The following is a 19,426-nucleotide window of genomic DNA, read 5'->3' on the forward strand; positions in this document are numbered from 1 at the left end:
GACGGCTGGGTGATGCGCGGCCGTTCGATGCTGTTCGAGATTCAGGCCGTTCGAGATCGATGCCATTCGAGATTGACGCTGCGAAAATCTTATGTATACACTGTATACATGAAGAAACTGACCACGCCAGAAAAGATCCTGCGCGCCGCCCACAAGCTGTTCGAACGTGAGGGTGCCGACGCCGTCAGCATGCGTCGGGTCGCCGACGCGGTCGGCATCACGCCGATGGCGATCTACCGGCACTTTCCGAATCGCGAGGCGCTGCTGAAGCGGCTGTCCGACGACAGCTTCAACACCGTCGCGCATGAATGGGAAGCACGCGCGACGCATCCGGACATCCTCAAGCGCCTGCACGCGTTGCTGGAGCCGTATCTGCAATACGCGCTGGAGCATCCGCACCTGTTCGACCACGCGTTCTCGGTGCGCCGCGACGATGCGCGGCGCTTTCCCGAGGACTTCCGTGCGCGCCAGTCGCCCACGCTCAACGTCATTGCCGATGCGGTCGCCGAGGGTGTGCGGCGCGGCGTGTTGAAGCAGGACGACCCGTGGGACGTGGCGATGTCGCTGTGGGCGCACGCGCACGGCCTGGTCGCGCTGTATCGCGCCGGCCGTTTCAGTTACGACGAAGCGCAATTCCGCAAATTTTATTTCGAATCAATAGGGAGACTGATCGATGGCATCAAGGCTTGATCGTTCCGCAATGCCCGCATGGCTGGCGGCGACTGCACTGACCGCGCTGGGCTGGTGGTTTGGCAGCGGCGTGCAACCGCTGTGGTGGCTGACCTGGCTGGCGCCGCTGCCGGTGCTGTGGCTGGCGCCGCGGGTTCGCGCCCGCTGGGCGGCGCTGGCGGCTTTTGCCGCGTACGCGATCGGCGGGATCAATCTATGGGGCTACCTGCACGGGTACATCGGCCTGCCGGTAGTGGCGATCATCCAGGCCGTCGGCACACCTGCCCTCGTGCTCGCCTTGTGCGTACTGCTGTTCCGGCGCCTGTTGCTGCGCGGCTACGCGCTCGCGGCGGCGTTGGCCCTGCCGGTGACGTGGGTCGCCGTTGAATACGTCAACAACCTGATTTCGCCGCACGGTACGTTCTTCAACGTCGGCTACACACAGATGGATGCGCTTGCGGTTATCCAGATCGCCGCCATCACGGGCCTCTGGGGTATCGGTTTTCTGGTGCTGCTGTTGCCGGCTGCGATCGCCGTGCAGACCGCCTACGTGGCGTCGAAGCGCAGCCGCATGACGGCTGCCGCGACCGCTGCGCTGCTGATCGTGGTCACCTTCGCCTATGGCAGCTGGCGATTGCAGGCCCCGGCCACGGCGACGATCCGCGTCGGCCTGGTGTCGTTGCAGGAGCGGGCACGGTCTGCCGCAGACCTACAGGCACGGGATGCGCATTACGCGGACGTGATCAAACGTCTTGCGGATGCCGGCGCCCGCATCGTGCTGACCCCGGAAACATCCTTCGCCAGCGACGATGCCTACCTTCCCGCCTTCGCGAAGTTGGCGAATCAACGCGACCTGACCGTGGGCATTGGCGTCGATTCCACCAGCGATCCCCGCGCCGAGCGCAACATGCTGATGGTGTTCCGGCCGGGCGCCATGTCACCGGCCACTTACAACAAGCGTCATCTGCTTGTCGGCTTTGAACATTACGTTCCGGGCGACAGCTACACCTTGCTTGAAGGTACGCCACGGATCGGACTGGCGATCTGCAAGGACATGGATTTCCACGACACCGGCCACGCCTATGCGGCGCGCCACGCGCAACTGCTGCTGGTGCCCGCATCGGATTTCACCGTCGATGGCTGGCTGCACAGCCGCATGGCGATCATGCGCGGCGTGGAAAGCGGATTTGCCATCGCGCGTGCCGCCCATTCCGGCCGCCTCACGCTGAGCGACGACCGCGGCCGCGTGCTGGCCGAGGCTTCCAGCGAGCAGCACAACGCCGAGCTGGTGGGCGACCTGCCGCTACGCGAGACGCATACCCTGTACGCGCAATGGGGCGACTGGTTCGCGTGGCTGGATCTGGCTGGCCTGATCGGGCTGCTGGGCCTGGCCTTGTATCCGCTGCCCCGCTGATGAAATGAACGATCAGCCGCTGCGCGGGGATGCAGGAGAATCCTTCGGCACCACGCGCGGCAACGGCGGGACGTCGCGTTCGCGATCGAGCAGGTCCTGCTGGGCCGCGCGATCGCGCTGACGCTGGGCGCGATCGGCTGCGTCCAGCTGCCGTTGGATGCTGGGGTTGTTCGCGGTCGGGCGCTTCGCGTTGTCCACCACACCTTGATGCAGTTGCTGTTCCAGCTGGCTTTTCTGCAGTTGATCGCGCGTCTGCTGCTGTTGCGCATTCTGCTGGAACTGCTGGCTCGATAACGGCTGCGAATTCGACTGCCACGCGCAGGCAACACCGAGCGGCGCCAGCGCCAGTGCACCGATCAGCAGTGCATGCATGCCCGGGCGGTGCGAAGCAATACGTGTAATGGTCATGATGATCGGCAATCATGTGGGGATGGCTTTAGCATCGTAGGACCCCACATATGAAAATCCTGTTTCGCCTGCTGCTGTGTACATGGGCGGCATTCAGCGCCGGTTGCGCCACCCGCCCACCGGCAGCGCCGGCAGCAGCCGCGACGACCGGCCGGCCCGCACCGCTGCTGCTGATCTCGATCGATGCGTACCGCTACGACTACCTCGAGCGCGGGCTGAGCCCGACCCTGGCGATGCTGGCGAACGACGGTGTGCGGGCGGCGTCGATGCAGCCGTCGTTTCCGTCACTGACGTTCCCGAACCACTACACCATCGTGACCGGCCTGCGCCCGGATCACCATGGCATCGTCAACAATACGATGTTCGATGCCGCACTCGGCAAGTTTTCGCTGGGCAACCGCAAGGCGGTCAGCGACGGCCGCTGGTGGGACCAGGGCACGCCGATCTGGGAGACGGCCGACCAGCATGGGTTGCGCACCGCGACGATGTTCTGGCCCGGTGCCGAAGCGGATATCCACGGCCACCACCCGGATGAGTGGATGCCTTACGACGGCGACGTGACGCCGGATCAACGCGTGGATCGGGTGCTGGCATGGCTGGACCAGCCGGTCGCGCAACGCCCCACGTTTCTCACCTTGTATTTCGACGCCGTCGACCACGCCGGCCACAAATACGGACCGGACACGCCGCAGGTGAACGATGCGCTGCGCGAAACCGATGAAGCGATGACGCGGCTGGTGCAGGGGCTGCGGCAACGCGGCCTGTTCGACCAGATCAATCTGATCGTGCTGGCCGATCACGGCATGGCCAGCGTGCCGGAACGTAACAGCGTGATGATCGACCGGCTGATCCCGCAAGATAAGGTGCAGACAGTGAGCACGGGCATCCTCGCCGGCTTCAATCCGAAAGACGGCAGCGCGAAGGCTGCCGCCGATTTCGCCGCGATCGAACGCCAGCTCGAACAGCCGCAGCAGCACATGCGCTGCTGGGACAAGACCCGCGTGCCGGCGCGTTTCGCTTACGGCGGCAATCCCCGCGTGCCGCGGCTGCTATGCCTGGCCGATGTCGGCTGGCGCATCACCACCACCGACTACGCCGCCAGCCACAAAGGCAACGTCAGTATCGGCGAACACGGTTACGACAACGCCGATCCGCTGATGCAGGCGCTGTTCGTGGCGCACGGCCCCGCCTTCCGTGTCGGTGCGAAGGTGCCGGCATTTCCGAACGTGGACGTCTATCCGCTGATGACCCACCTGCTCGGCCTTCCCGCCGCCGCGAACGACGGCGACTACGACGCGGTGAAGGGCATGTTGAAACCCGCAGCGCGCTGAAGCCATCACCCTGTAGGGCGAGCCGTGCCCGCCCTACAAAGCTCCCCCAATTCCCGATTCCCGATTCCCGGCTCCTACGGCATCGCGCCCTTGCTCATCGGCGTCGGCGGCGTCGCCACGTTCACCAGCGGCGGCAGGCGGAACAGGCGCAGCGCGATCAGCAGGCCTGCCAGCACCAGCGCGCCGACGAACAGCGCCACGCCATTCCAGCCATGCGACGCATAGAACAGCCCGCCGCTGGCGCCGGCGATGCTCGAACCCATGTAGTAGCAGAACAGGTACACCGACGAGGCCTGCGCCTTCGCCGCACCGGCGCGCCGGCCGACCCAGCTGCTCACGATGGAATGGCCGCCGAAGAAGCCGAACGTCACCGCGACGATACCGAGCATGATCAGCAGCAGCGGTTGCATCATGGTCAGCGCCACGCCGGCCAGCATCAGCGCGAACGCCGTCCACAGCACCTTGCGCCGCCCCATCTGGCCGGCCAGGTGGCCCATCCACGCCGAGCTAAAAGTGCCGACCAGATAGATGCCGAAGATCAGCCCGACCGCCGTCTGGCTCAGGTGGTATGGCGGCGCCAGCAGGCGGTAGCCGAGATAGTTGTAGACGGTGACGAACGCGCCGAGCAGCAGAAAACCCTCGACGAACAACCATGGCAGGCCGCGGTCGCGGAACATGCCGACGAAGCGTCCCAGCACCACGCGCCAGTGCAGCGGCTGCGCCACGAAATGCCGCGACGGCGGCAGCGCACGCCAGAAGATCAAGCCGGCCAGCACACCGATCACACCGACGACGCCCACGCCGAAACGCCAGCCGAAGAAATCGGTCAGCACTCCGGTGATCAAGCGTCCGCCCATGCCGCCGACCGCGCTGCCGCTGATGTACAAGCCCATGCCCAGGCCGATCGAATCGACCGCCATCTCCTCGCCGAGGTACGTCATCGCCACCGCCGGCAAGCCGCTCAAGGTCAGCCCGAGCAAGGTGCGCACCGCCAGCAACGCCGGCCAACTCGGCATCACCGCCGTCACCAGCACCAGCAGCGCCGATGACAGCAGCGACGCCACCATCACCGACTTGCGTCCCCACGCATCCGACAGCGCACCGGCGAACAGCATCGCGAACGCGAGCACGCCGGTGGTCAGCGACAACGACATCGCCGCGCCCGCCTCGCTCACCCCGTAGTCGCGGCTGAACTCCGGCATCAGCGGCTGCACGCAGTACAGCAGCCCGAACGTGGCGAAGCCGGCCGCGAACAGCGCGAGATTGGTGCGGCGGAATGCCGGGGTGCCGTGGTGGATCTTTGCTGCGACCGCCTCCTCATAGAGCGGTGCCGGGCTGCTGGAAGCGGTGTCCATCGTCATGCTCGATCGGTTGCTGTACTCACCGCGCAAGCATAAACGCTAGCTCGCACTATTGAATATCTGCAACGATGGCATCGAGGTGCGGCGGCGGCGCGGTAGCCACCGAATGACGGGACAGGAAGCCTGTTATCAAGGACGCTATCTCGTCGGGCACTTCGAGCGAGGCGAAGTGGTCCGCATCGAGCAGATGGACCTCCGCGGCGGGTACGTCACGTTTATAGGCAAGCGCACCGGGCGTGGTGAAGAACGGATCGCGGCGGCCCCAGAGCACCAACAGCGGCGCCTTCATCTTTCTCAGCATCGCCTGCCACGTCGGATAGCGCAGAACGTTGTTGCCATAGTCGAACCACAAGTCGTTGCGCGCGTCGATCACTCCGGGCCGCTGCTCGGCGGCGACCATCAGCAAGGCCGCATCGGGCGTCACCCCGTCATCGGGAGCCCAGCCGTCGGCCTGCGGATACGCCAGCCTGGCCACATAGCCGGCACGACGCCGATCGAGTGCGGCGTTGCGCGTCTGCCAGTGCTGGCGCAATTCCCCGTGCGGGTCCTGGGCCGAAGGAAAGCCATCGAGATGGATCACGCCGTTCTGCACGACGATCATCGTGATCGCGTTTGGGTTCGCCTGCATCAGGCGAAACCCCACCGGCACGCCGTAATCCTGCATGTACAGCCCATAGCGTGCGATGCCGCGCGCGGCCAGGAATTTTTGCACCGTATCGGCGACATGATCGAAGGTGTAGCGATAAGTCGCATGATCGGGCGCATCCGAGTAGCCGAATGACGGGTAGTCGACTGCCAGCACATGCAGTTTCCCGGTGGCGGCCAGATCCTCCATCAACTTTTCGTACATAATCGAAGACAAAGGATTGCCATGCAGGAACACCAGGGTCGGCGCGTCGCGCGGACCGCCTTCGCGGTAGAACAGATGGAGGCCGTCGACCTTCTGCCAGCCGTAGCTGAGCGTCTCCGCCTTCGCCGGCATGCAGCCCAGAGTCATCGACAGCCCCAGCGCCATCGACAGCATTACCAAACAAAGTTTCCTCACGCGTTTCTCCCACTGGTTCAAGCGTCCCGCACGCCGACCTGGAAAATTTCCGGATCGAGGCCGTGCTGGCTTGCAGTTAGTATTGGGCGCCCGGCGCAAGCGGTGAAGTCATGATTTTTCACAACACGGTGAATGCATTTCATCCATGAAATACCTGTTGCCGCCCATGCAAACGCTGCGTACGTTCGAGGCGCTGGGGCGTCTGCGGAACTTCTCGCGAGTCGCCGAGGAATTGCATCTGACGCCCAGTGCGGTGAGCCATCAGATCAAGTCCATCGAGACGTTCTACGGACTCGCGCTGTTCCAGCGAAGCCGGCGCGACGTCGCGCTGACGCCTGCCGGCGAACGCCTGATGGCAGTGGTGCAGACCACGCTGAGGCAACTTTCGGACGCCGGCGATCAGCTGCGTCGGCGCGATGGCAACCGGCTTTCCGTCAGCGTGCCGCCATCGTTGGCGAGCCGCTGGCTGCTGCAACAGCTCGGCGCCTTTCTGCGCGAGCATCCGGCGATCGACTTCAGGTTGCATACCACGACGTCGCTGGTGGACCTCGACGCCGATGAGGTCGATCTCGCGATCCGCTTTGGCGGCGGCCGCTGGCCGGGCGTGCGCAGCGAGAAGCTGTTCGACGAGGAACTGTTTCCGGTGGCCGCTCCCGGTTACGTCACCCGCATGCGATTGCGCAAGCCAGCCGATCTCGAACGTTGTGTGCTGCTGCGGGACGATTTCGGGGCATGGCCGGAGTGGCTCGAGCATGCCGGCGTCGCCGACGGCAAGCATGTGTTCGGGCCGCTGTTCAACGATTCCGCACTGCTGCTGCAGGCCGCCGAGGCCGGCGCAGGTGTGGCGCTCGCGCGCAGCCGCCTGGTCATGGACTCTATCGCCGCCGGTACGCTGAAGCGCATCGGCAACGTTGCCCTGCCCTCGCGTGGCAGCTATTACCTCGTCACGTCTTCGCGCCGGCCAAAGACGACCAGCGTCGTGGACTTCAGCCGCTGGCTGAGCGGATCAACGGATGCCTGAGACGGCGGCGCTTCACCCGTGAACGCTATTCGAGTACCAGCAACCACCCCTTGCCCGGCTCCACCGGAATCGCATCGCCCGGCTTGAACTCGGCAGCCGACTGGAAGCCTTCTATGGCGGGCGCTTTCAACGTGGCGTTACCGGATCGCAGCCCGAGTGCTTTCCAGTCGATCTGCAGCTTCACCGCCGTGCTCTGCGGCGCCCATGAGGCCAGCGCGATCAGCGTCTTGCCGTGGCGCACATAGCTGGTGGCCAGTACATCGTCGCGACCGGTTTTCACCGGTGCCTCGTGAACCCACCAGCCGATCATGTCGGCTTGTTCGATGCCGAAGCTGTCCCATAGCCGCCACAACGGCCGCGGGTCGCTGCCCTTGGACCAGCCGAGCCGGCTGGTCATGCCGAACAGCATGCCGCGCCAGGGGTTGCCGTCGTTCTGCAGCATCTCGCCCATCAAGCCGTACGGGATGCCGGACATCTCGGTGAGCCAGTAACCGGGCGAGGTCTTCTCGTAGTCGAACTCCTCGCCGAACCACAGTCGGTCGATGTACGGAAACAGCTCCATGTACAGCAGCGCACTGTTGATATGGCCGTCGCGCGGATTGAACTGGTTGGCCGAATGCAGGTCGATCAGCGGATGCGACCGATGCGCCTCGAGCACCTTGCGCACACGCTTCATGGTGGTGCGGTCATAGGCGACGTCGTCCAGGTACAAGCCGTCGATGCCGACGTTGCGGGCGAGCCAGTCCAGCCCTTCGATGTAGTAGTTGTGCCAGCGGCTCTGGCCGGCGTTGACCACCGCCGCGTCGCGGTTTTCCGGCACGTGCCAGGCGGCGATGTAGTCGCCGTCCAGATGCTCCTGCAGCCAGGAGAAGCCGCCGCCCTTGCCGGCGCTGATCACCTCGTGCCCCAGCGATTCGAGCATCGGCAGCTCGGGCGCGCGGTCGGAGACTTCGCGGATGGTGTCGTAGATCTTCACCTTCATGCCGCGCTGGTGAGCGGCGTCGATGTAGGCCCGCATCGCATCCGCTTGGAGAAACGGGTAGTTGATCCACGGATTGATCGGCGTGGCGTGATGGATGTTCACCACGTTCGCGCCGTCGGCCTTGATCGTGTCCAGGTCGTCGTACTTGTGGAAGAAACGCTCGGCGAAATGCTCGGCCGGCTTGATCGTCTTGAACGGTGTGACGCGCATGACCACGTCGTAACGCAGCACCTGTCCTGCCGCCATCGTGCGCGGGCCGCTGAACGCGTTGACCAGATAGCGCGCGCCGCTGCGCTTGAACGTGACACCGCCCTGCCCGGCGTTGTCCCATGAGGCCGGCATGCGCAGCGGTTGCTGGTGATAGAAGTTGGTGTTGAGCGGGCGCAGGTAATTTTCATCGCGCAGGTGGAATTCCAGTCCGGCATTCACCGCGCCGATCCATGCGCCGTCCTGATTGTTCTCGACGTTCCACTTCCAGCTGAAATCCGCCGGCGCGTGGTCGCCGGTGCGACCCAGGCCCAGCTCGTACTGTGCCGTGTCGCTGCGCATTGGAATTTCCAGGCGGATGTCCTTCAGCGTGACCGCTTGGATGGCCTTCAGCGCGATCGCATAGCTGAGCGTGCCGTCCGCTTCGAGACTGGCCGTCACTTCGCCTTGCAGGGGACCGGCATCGGCGGCGACTTGCCAGTGCACCTTGGCCGGGCCGTCGGCCTGCACGGTCGGCAGCGCTGTCGCATGCAGCGCGTGAGTGCCGTTCGCATCCTGCACCAGCAGTTGCATCGGCGCGGCGAGCAAGGCGCGCGGCTGCTTCACGAAGCCGGTCATGCGTTCGTCGAAGCGGCTTTCGATTTGCGCCGGCAGACCGCTGTTGGCCAGTTGCACCTCACGCCCGAGGATGCCGAGCTGTGCGCCGTGGACCGTCACCGCGGTGAACGGTTTCACCAGTGCGTGGTCCTGCGCCAGCGTGGAGTTGAGCCAGCGCAGCCGGGTCAGCTTGAACGGATCGTCATCACCATGCGCGACGGCGTTGCCTTCGCCCACGGTAATGGCCAGCGGTACAGCTTGCGCCGCCACGCCATCGGCACTGACTGTCACCACGCCGCGATACACGCCAGGCTTCGCATCCACCGGTATATCCAGCCCCATCCACAACGGCTGCACGCGCCCCTTCGCCACGTCGACGCGGGTGCTGAATGGCTTGCCGGTGAAATCGACGCCACCCTGGTTGAAGCTGGTCAGCGCGCTGGCCGGCAGGATCGCGCCGTCCGGGCCGTGCAGATCTGCAAACGCCACCTGCACGTGATCGAGCCCGGCACGCGGTGCCCACAGCCCGACCTGGAAACTCAGGTACTCGCCACGCAACGCCTTGTCGGCCAGCTCGCCGCCCGGTCCGCGCTGCGCCCAGCGCTGCGGCAGCTGATCGAACATGCGCACCGGATAGGCGCGCGTCTCGGGAAACAGCCACAGCACCTGCGTGGGGTGCGCGGCGAGCTGCTGCTGCACTTCCGCCGGTGTCGCCACCCGCTCCATCGCGGTATACGCATCGAAATCGCTGACACCTTCGTAGCGCAGCACTGTCGCCGATGGCAGCTTGCGCCAGTGCGCAGCATCGTGGCCGGTCTTGCGGATCCAGCCAGCATCGGCCGTGTCCTTCGGCGTGGCGTAGCTCACCGTCGGGTAATTGCTGCGCCCGTTACTGAGGTACGGCTGGTAGTACACCGCATAGATGCCGGGCTGGCGCGCCTCGAACACCAGCTCGCCACTGGCCTGGTCGATCGCGCCCCGCAACACGTTGGCGATCATCTTGCTGTCCGGCCCGGTGACGATCACCGCCACCTGTTCCGGATGAACATCGCGACGACGCCAGGGGACGACGACGCGCACCGCCTCAGCGGGCTTGTCCACCTGCACGAGGTAGCGATGATTGCCATAACGATCCGCATCCCAGCGCAGATTCGTACCGGTACCGGCCCCGGAGGTCGGTGGCTGCGCCCACAGCGCACTGCTTGCACCCAGCAGCGCACACGCCAGCAGGCATGAAAATCGTCGTTTGCTCATGGTGTGCGGAAGCTCTCGCGGCCCTGATCGAAACCAATATGTAACTTGATTGATCGAATTTCACAAGCAAACGAACATATTCGAAATAAATTGAAGGGCCATCAGGCGCTGCGGTCGCTGCGCAAGGCGCGCACCGCCTCGTCGTCGCCGGCGGCGCCGCGGCCGCTGACCCAGCCGAACAGCGCAATGCCGGCGATGATCGCGAGCGCGCCGAACAGCGCATAGCCGCGCGGCCATGCCTCACCGAGAAACAGCACGCCGAGCAGCGTCGCGAACAGCAATTCGGCCGCCTGCATGGCTTCGACCGCAGCCAACGCGGTCGGCTCGCGCCGCACCATGTCGGTGGCGCGGAAGAACATCACCGTGGCGATGGTGCCCGACGACAGCGCCACGCCGCCGGCCAGCAGCGCCTCGCGCAGGCTCGGCGGCCCGATCGTGCGCCAAGCGATGACGGCGAACAGCAGCCACAGCGGCCAGCTGCACAAGGTCATGCCGAACACGCGCTGCACGGCGGTGATACGGCCTTCGCCCGGTTCCATTTGGGCATGCTCCAGGTGCAACAGCAGCTTGCGATTGCCCAGCGGATAGGCGAACGCGGACAGCACCACCGCACCGATCGCCAACCAGTCACCCGCATGCAGCCGGCCTTGCGCATGGCCCCACTGCAAGGCGAACACGCCGGCGACAATCAGCGCGCCGATCGCCAGCGTGCGCCACGCCAGTCGACGCCGCTCATCGCGATAGATCAGCGGCGCCAGCAGCGGCCCGGCCAGCACGGTGGTCTGGAAGCTGCCGGCGATCAGCCATGATGGCCCGCTGTTCGCCGCCCAGGTCAGCGGCACGCCGAACAGCACGAAGCCGACGCTGCTCCATAACAACCACGGCCGCGCATGCCGGCGCAGTTCGCGCGGCAAATCACCGAGTCCGCCCTGCATGGGCACCACCGCGGCCAGCAACGGCAGCGTGAACAGGTAACGCAGGATCACCGCCCACGCCCAATGCCCACCGCCGGCGACGAGGCTGCGATTGAGCACGTAGGTAAGCGTGAAGAACAGCGCGGAACACAACGCCAGTCCCACCGCGGCGAGAGCATTCGAACGCATCGCTATCGATTGGCGAAAGATCCGAGTGTGGCAAATCGCAACGGGTTTGCGTAGCGCCTGGCTGCTCGACTGGCGGGTTTGAAGCGAGGCGCTTTCACCTTCCGGGCATCCCGCCTTATTTGTGGGAGCGACTTCAGTCGCGATGGCTTTGCTCTTTGGTGGTTTGTTTGAAGCGAAGAGCTTTCGTGCGCCATTGGCGCCCGAGTCACTTTCTCTTTGTGTGGCCAAAGAGAAAGTAACCAAAGAGAAAGGCCACCCCGCTTGGCGCTTGCCGCCCATCCGTGGGCGGCAAGTCCGTGAGCCGGGGCCGGGCTTTTCGAACGGGCATCCTGCCCGTGCGAAAAGGAGTCGACCTCCCTGTCGACTCCCGCTGTGCGGCCTGTCGTCCCCGTCTCACCGCCGCACAGGGGCCCCGGGTAGAGCAGCAGGCCATCGTGGCCTGCACTTTTCAGAAGAGCCAGGTCAACGGCCAGAGCGACGCTTCGCTTCGGCTTTTCATCGAGTGCGGGCCAGGAAGGCCCGCTGCTCTACCCGGGGCCCCTCTGAAGCGGCGGGTGGGTGGAGGAACAGCCCGCAGGGTGGTTCGCAAGGATGCGAACCAGTTTGGCGTCAGGGCAGGATGCCCTGTCGACAAACCCCGTAACCCGCCCGCGGACTTGCCGGGCAGGATGCCCGGCAAGCGCGTAAGCGGGGTGCTCTTTCTCTTTGGTTACTTTCTCTTTGAGCACGCAAAGAGAAAGTGACTCGGGCGCCAACGGCGCACGAAAGCTCTTCGCTTCAAACAAACAACCAAAGAGCAAAGGCATCGCGACTGAAGTCGCTCCCACAGGTGTAGCAAGGCCTTGGCGGCTTTTTGTAGGAACGGCCTCGGCCGCGATGCTGTTGCTGCGGAGCGAAGGCGAAGGGCATCGCCCGCCAGCGGGCTCCTACCTACAAGATGGGGCTAGGCCCGATCGCCGGCGAGTGCGGCGACACCGGCTGCAGCCACCTGCGCGTCCTGCGTCGACTGCATGCCGGAGACGCCGATCGCGCCGATCACCTCACCGTCCACGATCAATGGCAGGCCACCGTCCAGCGGCAGCAGGTTGTGCATGCCGAGCAGGCGCAGGCCGAGGCTGCCGGAGGCCACGGCGTCCTCGAAGATCTTGCTGGGCCGGCGGAAGTTCACCGCTGTCTCGGCCTTGGCCTGCGCCACCGTCACGCTGGCGTGCTGCGCCTGGTCCAGCGCATGCAGCATCACCAGATGGCCGCCGCTGCCGACCACGGCGATCACCATCGGCCAGCCATATGTCTGCGCCTCGGCCTCGGCGGCGGCCATGACGCGGCGCGCCCGATCGAGCGTGATGGGTGCGCCGTAACGCGCTACGACGGGTGCGCTCATGGAGCCGTCTGCGCGGTTGCGCCCGGCCCGAAGTCCGCGCGCGGTGCGGCGTCGGTCCATACCCTGGGCGCATAACCGGCGGGCTTGTCGCCGACACCCACACCACCGTGCAGGCTGCTCTGTTGTGCTGGCTCGAAGAAGCTGTAGGGAAACTGCAGCGGCAATGCGGAGACTTCATCCAGCTGGCGCATGGCTTCGTCCGGCAACGGGCGTTCGAGCGCAGCAAGATTGTCCTCGAACTGCGCCATGTTGCGTGAGCCGAGGATCACCGCGCCCAGCCCCGGCTGGCGCGCGGCCCACTGGATCGCGACCTGCGACATGCTCAAGCCGCTCTCGCGCGCGACCTGCTCGACCACACCGACGATCGCCCAGTTGCGCGGCGTGAACTTGTCGGCCAGCGATGGCAGGCCCATCGACTTGACCGCCTGCAACCGGCCTTCGCCCGCACCGTCGTGGCCGGCCTCGCTGGGCCGGTATTTGCCGGACAGCAAGCCCATCGCCAGCGGACTCCACGCGGTGATGCCCATACCGAGCTCCTGCGCGAGCGGCACGTATTCGCGCTCGATATTGCGTTCGGCCAGTGAATACTGCAGTTGCAGGTTGACCAGCGGATGCAGGTGATGCGCCCGCGCCAGCGTCTGGATCTGCGCGGCATACCATGCCGGCACGTCGGACAGGCCAGCATGGCGGATCTTGCCGGCGCGAACGAGGTCGTCCAGCGTCTGCAGCACTTCTTCGGCCGGGGTGATCCGGTCCCAGGTGTGCAGCAGGTACAGGTCGATGTAGTCCGTGCGCAGGCGGCGCAGCGAACCCTCCACCGCGCGCAGGATGTTCTTGCGGCCGTTGCCGCCCGCATTCGGGTTGCCGTGCTCGGCGTTGTAGCTGAACTTGGTGGTGAGCACCACGCGGTCGCGGCTGCCGCTGTCGGCGATGAACTTGCCCAGCAGCCGCTCGCTGCTGCCTTCGGTATAGAGGTCGGCGGTATCGACGAAATTGCCGCCGGCAGCGAGGTAGCGGTCGAACATGGCGCGGGCAGTGTCTTCCGCCGCGCCCCAGCCCCAGTCGTCGCCGAAGGTCATGGTGCCGAGCGCGAGGCGGCTGACGCGCAGGCCGGAACGGCCGAGGGTGTAGTACTGATCGAGCGGCATGACGGGACTCCAGCGGTGGGGACGGCATCAGTCTGCCTCTTGTCATTACGCTGAAAAATACCGATTCTCTGCATGCTTCTTGAAGCAGGACTAATCAATGCGCGACGACCACACCGCCGCACTGCGCGCGTTCCACATGATCGCCCGGCATGCCAGCTTCACCCGCGCCGCAGCCGTGCTGGAGGTGACGCCTTCGGCTCTGAGCCAGACCATGCGCCAGCTGGAGCAGCGCCTGGGCGTGCGCCTGCTGCAGCGGAGCACACGCAAGGTGGGCTTGACCGAAGCCGGGCAACTGTTCCTCGAACGCATCGCGCCCGCGCTGGCCGACATCGACAGCGCGGTGGAAGCATTGCGCCAGCACGCCGACCACCCTGCCGGCACGCTGCGCATCACCTCGTCGCAGAGCCTGTTCGACCAGCTGATCGCACCGATGGCCGGGGATTTCCTGCGAAGGTATCCCGATGTGACGCTGGACCTTGTGGTCGACAGCGCACTCACCGACCTGGTCGCCGAAGGCGTCGACGCCGGCATCCGTCTCGGCGAACGGTTGGCACGCGACGTGGTCGCCGTGCCGCTGGGCGGGCCGGTGCGCGCGGTCGTGGCGGGTTCGCCGGCGTACTTCGCGCAACATGGACGGCCGCAGCATCCGCACGAGCTGCAGCATCATGCCTGCGCACGCTTCCGCTACAACGGCAGCGGCGCGATCTACCGCTGGGAATTTGCCCATAAAAGCGGCGCCCCCAAGGCCGGCGCACAACGCGGGCGCTGGTTCGAGATCGACGTGACCGGCCCGCTGATCACCAACGAGCCCACCTTGCAGATCCACGCCGCACTGGATGGCCTGCTGCTGGTACACGCGCTGGAACCGATGGTGCGCGAGCACATCGCGGCCGGCCGCCTGCAGACCGTGCTGGACTCTTGGCTGCCGCCATTCGAAGGTTTCTATCTGTATTACCCGAGCCGCCTGCAGGTGCCGCCCAAGCTGCGCGCGTTCATCGATTTCCTGCGCGAGCGACTGGAGCCGTCGGCCTGAATGGCTCCCTGAAACACGGTCAGCGTGCTTTACACCATGCGAAGCATCTGTGGCGCGGCAGCGGCATAGGGGTGCGGGGCCCGTAAGAGTCAAAAAGGCCCGATAAGGCCGACAAGCGATGTATAACGGCTGCCGGGGTCGACAAGCATCATTTGTGTACTCACGAAGTGGTTGTTGCCAGGGGTATTACCTATGAGCAGCGCGGCAGTAAGCGAGATGAGCAGGCTCGAGCGGCTTCGTCATCTGCATGTCCTCGATACCGAGGCCGAGCCGCTATTCGACTCGCTGGCGAGGGCTGCGGCGGCAGTCGCGGGTACGCCGATCGCGTTGGTCAGTTTGATCGACGAATCGAGGCAATGGTTCAAGGCAAACGTAGGCCTGGACGGCGTCAGCGAAACGCCCAGAGAGGTAGCCTTCTGCGCGCTCACCATGAGCCATGGCGGCATCCTGGAGATTACCGACGCCGCCAAGGACATACGATTCTCCAAAAACCCCCTGGTAACCGGCGATCCCCATATCCGGTATTACGCAGGCGCTCCCATCGTCCTCGACGATGGCACACCGCTCGGCTCTCTATGCGTCATTGACAGGGTTCCCCGAAAACTTTCGTCCGAACAATTCGACGTACTTCAGAAACTCGCAGCAGCGGTGGTTCAAGCTTTGGAGCAGCGCTCGCTTCTCCTTGCGAGAAATGAACAAATGAAAACGGAGGCCGATGAGGCTCGTCGCCAATCCGAGATTTCTGCGGGGCTGGAGAAAAGACTGAGAGACAGCGAAGCGTTTCTGGACCGGACGGGACGCGTGGCTGGCGTGGGCGGATGGGAGTTCAACGTCGCCACGGGCGAACTGTTCTGGTCCGATGAAACATGCCGGATTCACGACAGGCCGGCCGGTCACAAACCGACCTTGGATGAGGCGCTCAACTACTACTCGCCCGAAGCACAGGAAGCCATTCGGGCTACCTGGAAAAAGGGCATGGCCACGGGAGAGGGCTGGGATCTCGAGCTGCCTCTCGTTACGGCCAAAGACAGGAACATATGGGTGCGTGCGGTCGGCTCGACGGAGTTTCGCGATGGCCATCCGTATCGCCTGATTGGAGCGTTCCAGGACGTCACCGTCCGTCGCCGCGTCGTGGCATCCCTCGAATCCAGCGAGCGAAGGTTCCGGAAGCTCTTCCAATACAGCCTTGGCCTCATCTGCACACATGACCTGAGCGGGACTCTGTTGTCCGTGAACCCCGCTGCTGCAACGTCCCTGGGCTACAGCATGGCCGAGCTTCTTGGTTCGTCGCTGGATTCCCTGATGCCTGCGGCGCGACAAGCCGACTTTCAGAAGTACCTGGCAAGAATCCAGGATCGCCACGTCGACTCCGGACTCATGGAACTTATCGCGAAGGATGGCACCACCCGGTGCTGGCAGTACCACAACGTACTGGACGTGGAGGATGAGGACCCTTACGTGCTTGGTCACGCCCAGGACGTCACGGAGCAGCACAGGTACGAGAAAACATTGCTGGAATGGTCCGTACACGATCCGCTTACCGGCGCATTCAACCGGCGATACCTCGGCAAGATCGAGCGATCGTTGAGAGATGCGCGGGCATGGTCATGCATCGCGATCGATCTCGACCATTTCAAGGAGATCAACGACACCCACGGTCACCAGCGTGGCGATGAGGTTCTCATCGAGGTGGTCAGTTTCCTGAACTCGTGTATTGGGAAAGACGACATCATCGTTCGCATGGGCGGAGACGAATTTATCGTTATCGTGAAGGACACGGCATTGCTGGCTGGTTTGTTGACCACGCTGGAAACGAGGAGCTCGAATGCATCTATCCACCTTTCACTGGGGTCCGCGACGAGCACCGATGGCGAGCCGCTCGATAGCGTCATTGCACGTGCGGACAAAGGCCTTTATGCCAAGCGGGCGATAGTCAGGAAAACGGCACGACCCGAAATCACACCCGCTGAGGATGAGGTGGCAAAACGCTCATAGCTGCAAGGCTGGCGGCGGCATGAAGGATACGAAGGCGTTTCAACATCACATTTCCGCCTTTGTGGCCGGCGCCAGTGGCAGGCGCAGATCGACGTCCAGTCCGCCACCGTCGCGATTTGCCGCCCGCAGCGCGCCGCCGTGGATTTTCACCACCCGCTGCACGATGGCCAGGCCCAAGCCATGGCCGTCGGCGCGCACGGCGTTGCTGCCGCGGAAAAACGGCCGGAACAGCGATTCCAGTTCGGCCTTGGGCACGCCCGGACCGCGGTCGCGGATCGAAACCCCGGTGTATCCATCGGCCACCCGTGCCAGCACCTCCACCTCGCCGCCTTCGGCGCTGAACTTGATCGCGTTGCCGATCAGATTGTCCAGCGCGCGCTCCAGCAGCGACGCGCTGCCGAACACGATGACTGGCGCGCCAGGCGACGTCAGCCGCAGCTGCACATGACGGGCTTGTGCTTCGAGCTCCGCCTGCTCCACGCATCCGCGCACCAGCTCGACGAGGTCCAGGTTTTCGCGGTTCATGCCGGGAATGCTGCCTTCCAGTCGCGACAGCGCGAGCATTTCGCCGGTCATGCGATCCAGCCGCACGATCTCCAGCTCGGCCTGATGGAAGTACGCGTCGGCCTCGGCCGCATCGCGACTGCGCTGGGCGAGGTCGAGTATCAGGTGCAGCCGCGCCAGCGGCGAGCGCAACTCGTGCGACAGATCCTGCAGCACGCCGCGATCGTGCGCGACCAGCGCCTCGATGCGTTCGGCCATCGCATCGAAATCCCGGGCGAGCTGGGCCAGCTCATCGCGCGCCATGCCGCCTTGCCGGCCCACCCGCGTGGAAAGCTCGCCGGCGGCCATGCGCCGCGTGGCATCGCGCAGCGCCTCTACCGGCTTGGCCACACTGCGCGCCACCCACCAGCCGACCAGTCCGATGAACAGCAACGACAGCGTCAGCTGCACGCCCAGCAGGATCTTCGCGCGGGTCTGCGGACGCAGCCGCGTATGCGTGCGGCTCAGCGCCACCAGATACCGGACCTGACCATCGCTGCCAGCCACCTGCTGCACGGAAACATACAGGCCCGGCCGGGGCTGCAGCAGGAGGTTGCGTCCGGCATCGAACCAGGCCGGCAGCGATTGCCGGACCGACGGCGGCAGCCACACCGGCGACAGCGCCTGCCCTTTCTCGTACAAGGTGGCGTCGATGCCTTCATGCCGCTGCTGCACTATCCAGTTGCCGAGCGCCGGGGCACCGCCGCTTTCGTAGCTCTGGTTGGCGTCCTGCGCCAGCGCGGTCCAGTTGATCTCCACCGCCGTGGTGTATTCGATGAAGCGCTGCGTGAGGAAGCTGCCCAGAAACAGTACCAGCAGGTTCGCCAAGCAGAACCAGATCAGCAGGCGCCAATAGATCGAACTCTTGAACGGATTCACGGCGTCCCCGCAATCATCAGATAACCGGAACCGCGTACCGATTCGATCCGCGGAGATTGCTCCGACGCTTCCGCCAGCTTGTGACGCAGGCGGCTCACGTGCACGTCGATGCTGCGGTCGAAACGCTCCAGTTCGCGCCCCAGTGCGATGCGTGTCAGCGACGACTTGTCGACCAGCTGGCCGGCACGCTGCGCCAGGGCCAGCAGCAGCATGAACTCGGCCCCAGTCAGCACCAGTTCCTGTTCTCCGATAAAAGCCCGGCGGTCCCCGGGCTGCAGCCGCAACACACCCACTTGCAGGTTGGCGGCAGTGGCCGGCGTATTGCGCCGCAGTTGCGCGCGTACCCGCGCCAGCAACTCGCGCGGCAGACACGGCTTGGACAGGTAATCGTCGGCGCCCAGCTCCAGGCCGATCACCCGATCCACCGGCTCGCCTTTCGCGGACAGCATGATCACCGGCAGGCGGTGCTGCATGCGCAGTTCGCGCAGCGTGTCCAGGCCGTCGCGTCCAGGCATCATCACGTCGAGAATCAACAGGTCGGGACGCAAGGCCGGGTTGCGCAGCTGCGTCAGTGCCGTCTCGCCGTCGTGCGCGAGATCGACCACGAAACCTTCGCGCTGCAGGTACTCAGCCAGCAGCCGGCACAACGCGCGGTCGTCATCGACGATCAGGATACGGGGCATGGCGGCTGGTTGCATGGCTTCCATTCAAGCGGTGCGGCGGAACGAACTCCATGAGCTTTACGCATCTTTACCTTCCGGCAAAGAACATACACATCGCATTGTCGTCAAATAGGTTGCGAGGGACGTCCCGATCGATTCAACACAGGCGGCATGATATGCAGAAGGTTCGCAGGTGGTGGTGCGTGGCGCAGCCAAGGCTGGCTGCCTTGGCAAGCCGCGCGCTGCCGCCTGCGGGCCTTCTGCACATCACCCCGTCATTGGTTTTCAATCAGCTGGGGCCGGTTCTGTCTGCCCACATCTCCGCGGCGCACCTCCTCGACAGGCGGCCAGCCTGCCTTCGTCGGCGCACCTTGATCTGCGGGCAGACAGAAC

The 19,426-nt window shown here is 64.9% G+C and carries 15 protein-coding genes; 6 read left to right on the top strand and 9 right to left on the bottom strand.

What is annotated here, in order from left to right; all coding sequences use genetic code 11:
* The first annotated feature begins 108 nt into the window (after window positions 1–108).
* Entirely contained in the window at window positions 109–690 is a 582-nt protein-coding gene (locus tag BUA26_RS00995) for a TetR/AcrR family transcriptional regulator (RefSeq protein ID WP_072757101.1), read from the top strand.
* A complete protein-coding gene (locus BUA26_RS01000; protein ID WP_072757103.1) occupies window positions 674–2,083 on the top strand; it encodes a nitrilase-related carbon-nitrogen hydrolase in 1,410 nt (469 codons plus the stop codon). The genes BUA26_RS00995 and BUA26_RS01000 overlap by 17 nt, the downstream gene beginning before the upstream one ends.
* A 12-nt stretch (window positions 2,084–2,095) precedes the next feature.
* Here the strand turns inward: BUA26_RS01000 and BUA26_RS01005 are convergent, their stop codons facing one another.
* A complete protein-coding gene (locus BUA26_RS01005) occupies window positions 2,096–2,491 on the bottom strand; it encodes a hypothetical protein (RefSeq protein ID WP_072759902.1) in 396 nt (131 codons plus the stop codon).
* A gap of 50 nt (window positions 2,492–2,541) precedes the next feature.
* On the opposite strand from BUA26_RS01005, the gene BUA26_RS01010 reads away from it, so the two are divergent.
* On the top strand, window positions 2,542–3,822 hold the full coding sequence (locus tag BUA26_RS01010; protein ID WP_072757105.1) for an alkaline phosphatase family protein: 1,281 nt from the start codon (window positions 2,542–2,544) through the stop codon (window positions 3,820–3,822).
* Between the two features lie 74 nt (window positions 3,823–3,896).
* On the opposite strand, the gene BUA26_RS01015 is transcribed toward BUA26_RS01010, so the two are convergent.
* Together BUA26_RS01015 and BUA26_RS01020 are read right to left on the bottom strand one after the other, a co-directional pair.
* On the bottom strand, window positions 3,897–5,183 hold the full coding sequence (locus BUA26_RS01015) for an MFS transporter (RefSeq protein ID WP_255368109.1): 1,287 nt from the start codon (window positions 5,181–5,183) through the stop codon (window positions 3,897–3,899).
* A gap of 49 nt (window positions 5,184–5,232) precedes the next feature.
* A complete protein-coding gene (locus tag BUA26_RS01020) occupies window positions 5,233–6,228 on the bottom strand; it encodes an alpha/beta fold hydrolase (RefSeq protein ID WP_218587764.1) in 996 nt (331 codons plus the stop codon).
* A gap of 145 nt (window positions 6,229–6,373) precedes the next feature.
* Here BUA26_RS01020 and gcvA point away from each other — a divergent pair, with 145 nt between their 5' ends.
* Window positions 6,374–7,249 carry a transcriptional regulator GcvA gene (gene gcvA / locus BUA26_RS01025; RefSeq protein ID WP_072757107.1) on the top strand — a complete coding sequence of 292 codons (876 nt, stop codon included), beginning with the start codon at window positions 6,374–6,376 and terminating at the stop codon, window positions 7,247–7,249.
* Between the two features lie 25 nt (window positions 7,250–7,274).
* Here the strand turns inward: gcvA and BUA26_RS01030 are convergent, their stop codons facing one another.
* The 4 genes from BUA26_RS01030 to BUA26_RS01045 all read right to left on the bottom strand — a co-directional run bounded on the left by BUA26_RS01030 (window position 7,275) and on the right by BUA26_RS01045 (window position 13,921).
* Entirely contained in the window at window positions 7,275–10,289 is a 3,015-nt protein-coding gene (locus BUA26_RS01030) for a glycoside hydrolase domain-containing protein (protein ID WP_083572831.1), read from the bottom strand.
* A 101-nt stretch (window positions 10,290–10,390) separates the two neighbouring features.
* The gene (locus tag BUA26_RS01035) at window positions 10,391–11,392 is read right to left on the bottom strand and encodes a DMT family transporter (RefSeq protein ID WP_072757109.1); all 1,002 of its coding nucleotides are present in this window, start codon (window positions 11,390–11,392) and stop codon (window positions 10,391–10,393) included.
* Between the two features lie 943 nt (window positions 11,393–12,335).
* Window positions 12,336–12,773, bottom strand: coding sequence for a GlcG/HbpS family heme-binding protein (locus BUA26_RS01040; protein ID WP_072757112.1), 438 nt, complete (start codon window positions 12,771–12,773; stop codon window positions 12,336–12,338).
* Window positions 12,770–13,921, bottom strand: coding sequence for an aldo/keto reductase (locus BUA26_RS01045; RefSeq protein WP_072757114.1), 1,152 nt, complete (start codon window positions 13,919–13,921; stop codon window positions 12,770–12,772). Before BUA26_RS01045 ends, BUA26_RS01040 begins: the two co-directional genes overlap by 4 nt.
* 97 nt (window positions 13,922–14,018) lie before the next feature.
* On the opposite strand from BUA26_RS01045, the gene BUA26_RS01050 reads away from it, so the two are divergent.
* Both BUA26_RS01050 and BUA26_RS01055 read left to right on the top strand, forming a co-directional pair.
* On the top strand, window positions 14,019–14,954 hold the full coding sequence (locus BUA26_RS01050) for a LysR family transcriptional regulator (RefSeq protein WP_072757116.1): 936 nt from the start codon (window positions 14,019–14,021) through the stop codon (window positions 14,952–14,954).
* A 192-nt stretch (window positions 14,955–15,146) separates the two neighbouring features.
* On the top strand, window positions 15,147–16,949 hold the full coding sequence (locus BUA26_RS01055) for a sensor domain-containing diguanylate cyclase (protein ID WP_072757118.1): 1,803 nt from the start codon (window positions 15,147–15,149) through the stop codon (window positions 16,947–16,949).
* Window positions 16,950–16,994: 45 nt separating this feature from the next.
* Here BUA26_RS01055 and BUA26_RS01060 read toward each other — a convergent pair whose 3' ends face one another.
* Both BUA26_RS01060 and BUA26_RS01065 read right to left on the bottom strand, forming a co-directional pair.
* Window positions 16,995–18,371 carry a HAMP domain-containing sensor histidine kinase gene (locus BUA26_RS01060; protein ID WP_072757120.1) on the bottom strand — a complete coding sequence of 459 codons (1,377 nt, stop codon included), beginning with the start codon at window positions 18,369–18,371 and terminating at the stop codon, window positions 16,995–16,997.
* A complete protein-coding gene (locus BUA26_RS01065; protein ID WP_072759909.1) occupies window positions 18,368–19,054 on the bottom strand; it encodes a response regulator in 687 nt (228 codons plus the stop codon). The genes BUA26_RS01060 and BUA26_RS01065 overlap by 4 nt, the downstream gene beginning before the upstream one ends.
* Between the last annotated feature and the right edge of the window lie 372 nt (window positions 19,055–19,426).

Source organism: Rhodanobacter sp. OK091 (assembly GCF_900142825.1).
Taxonomy (GTDB): domain Bacteria; phylum Pseudomonadota; class Gammaproteobacteria; order Xanthomonadales; family Rhodanobacteraceae; genus Rhodanobacter.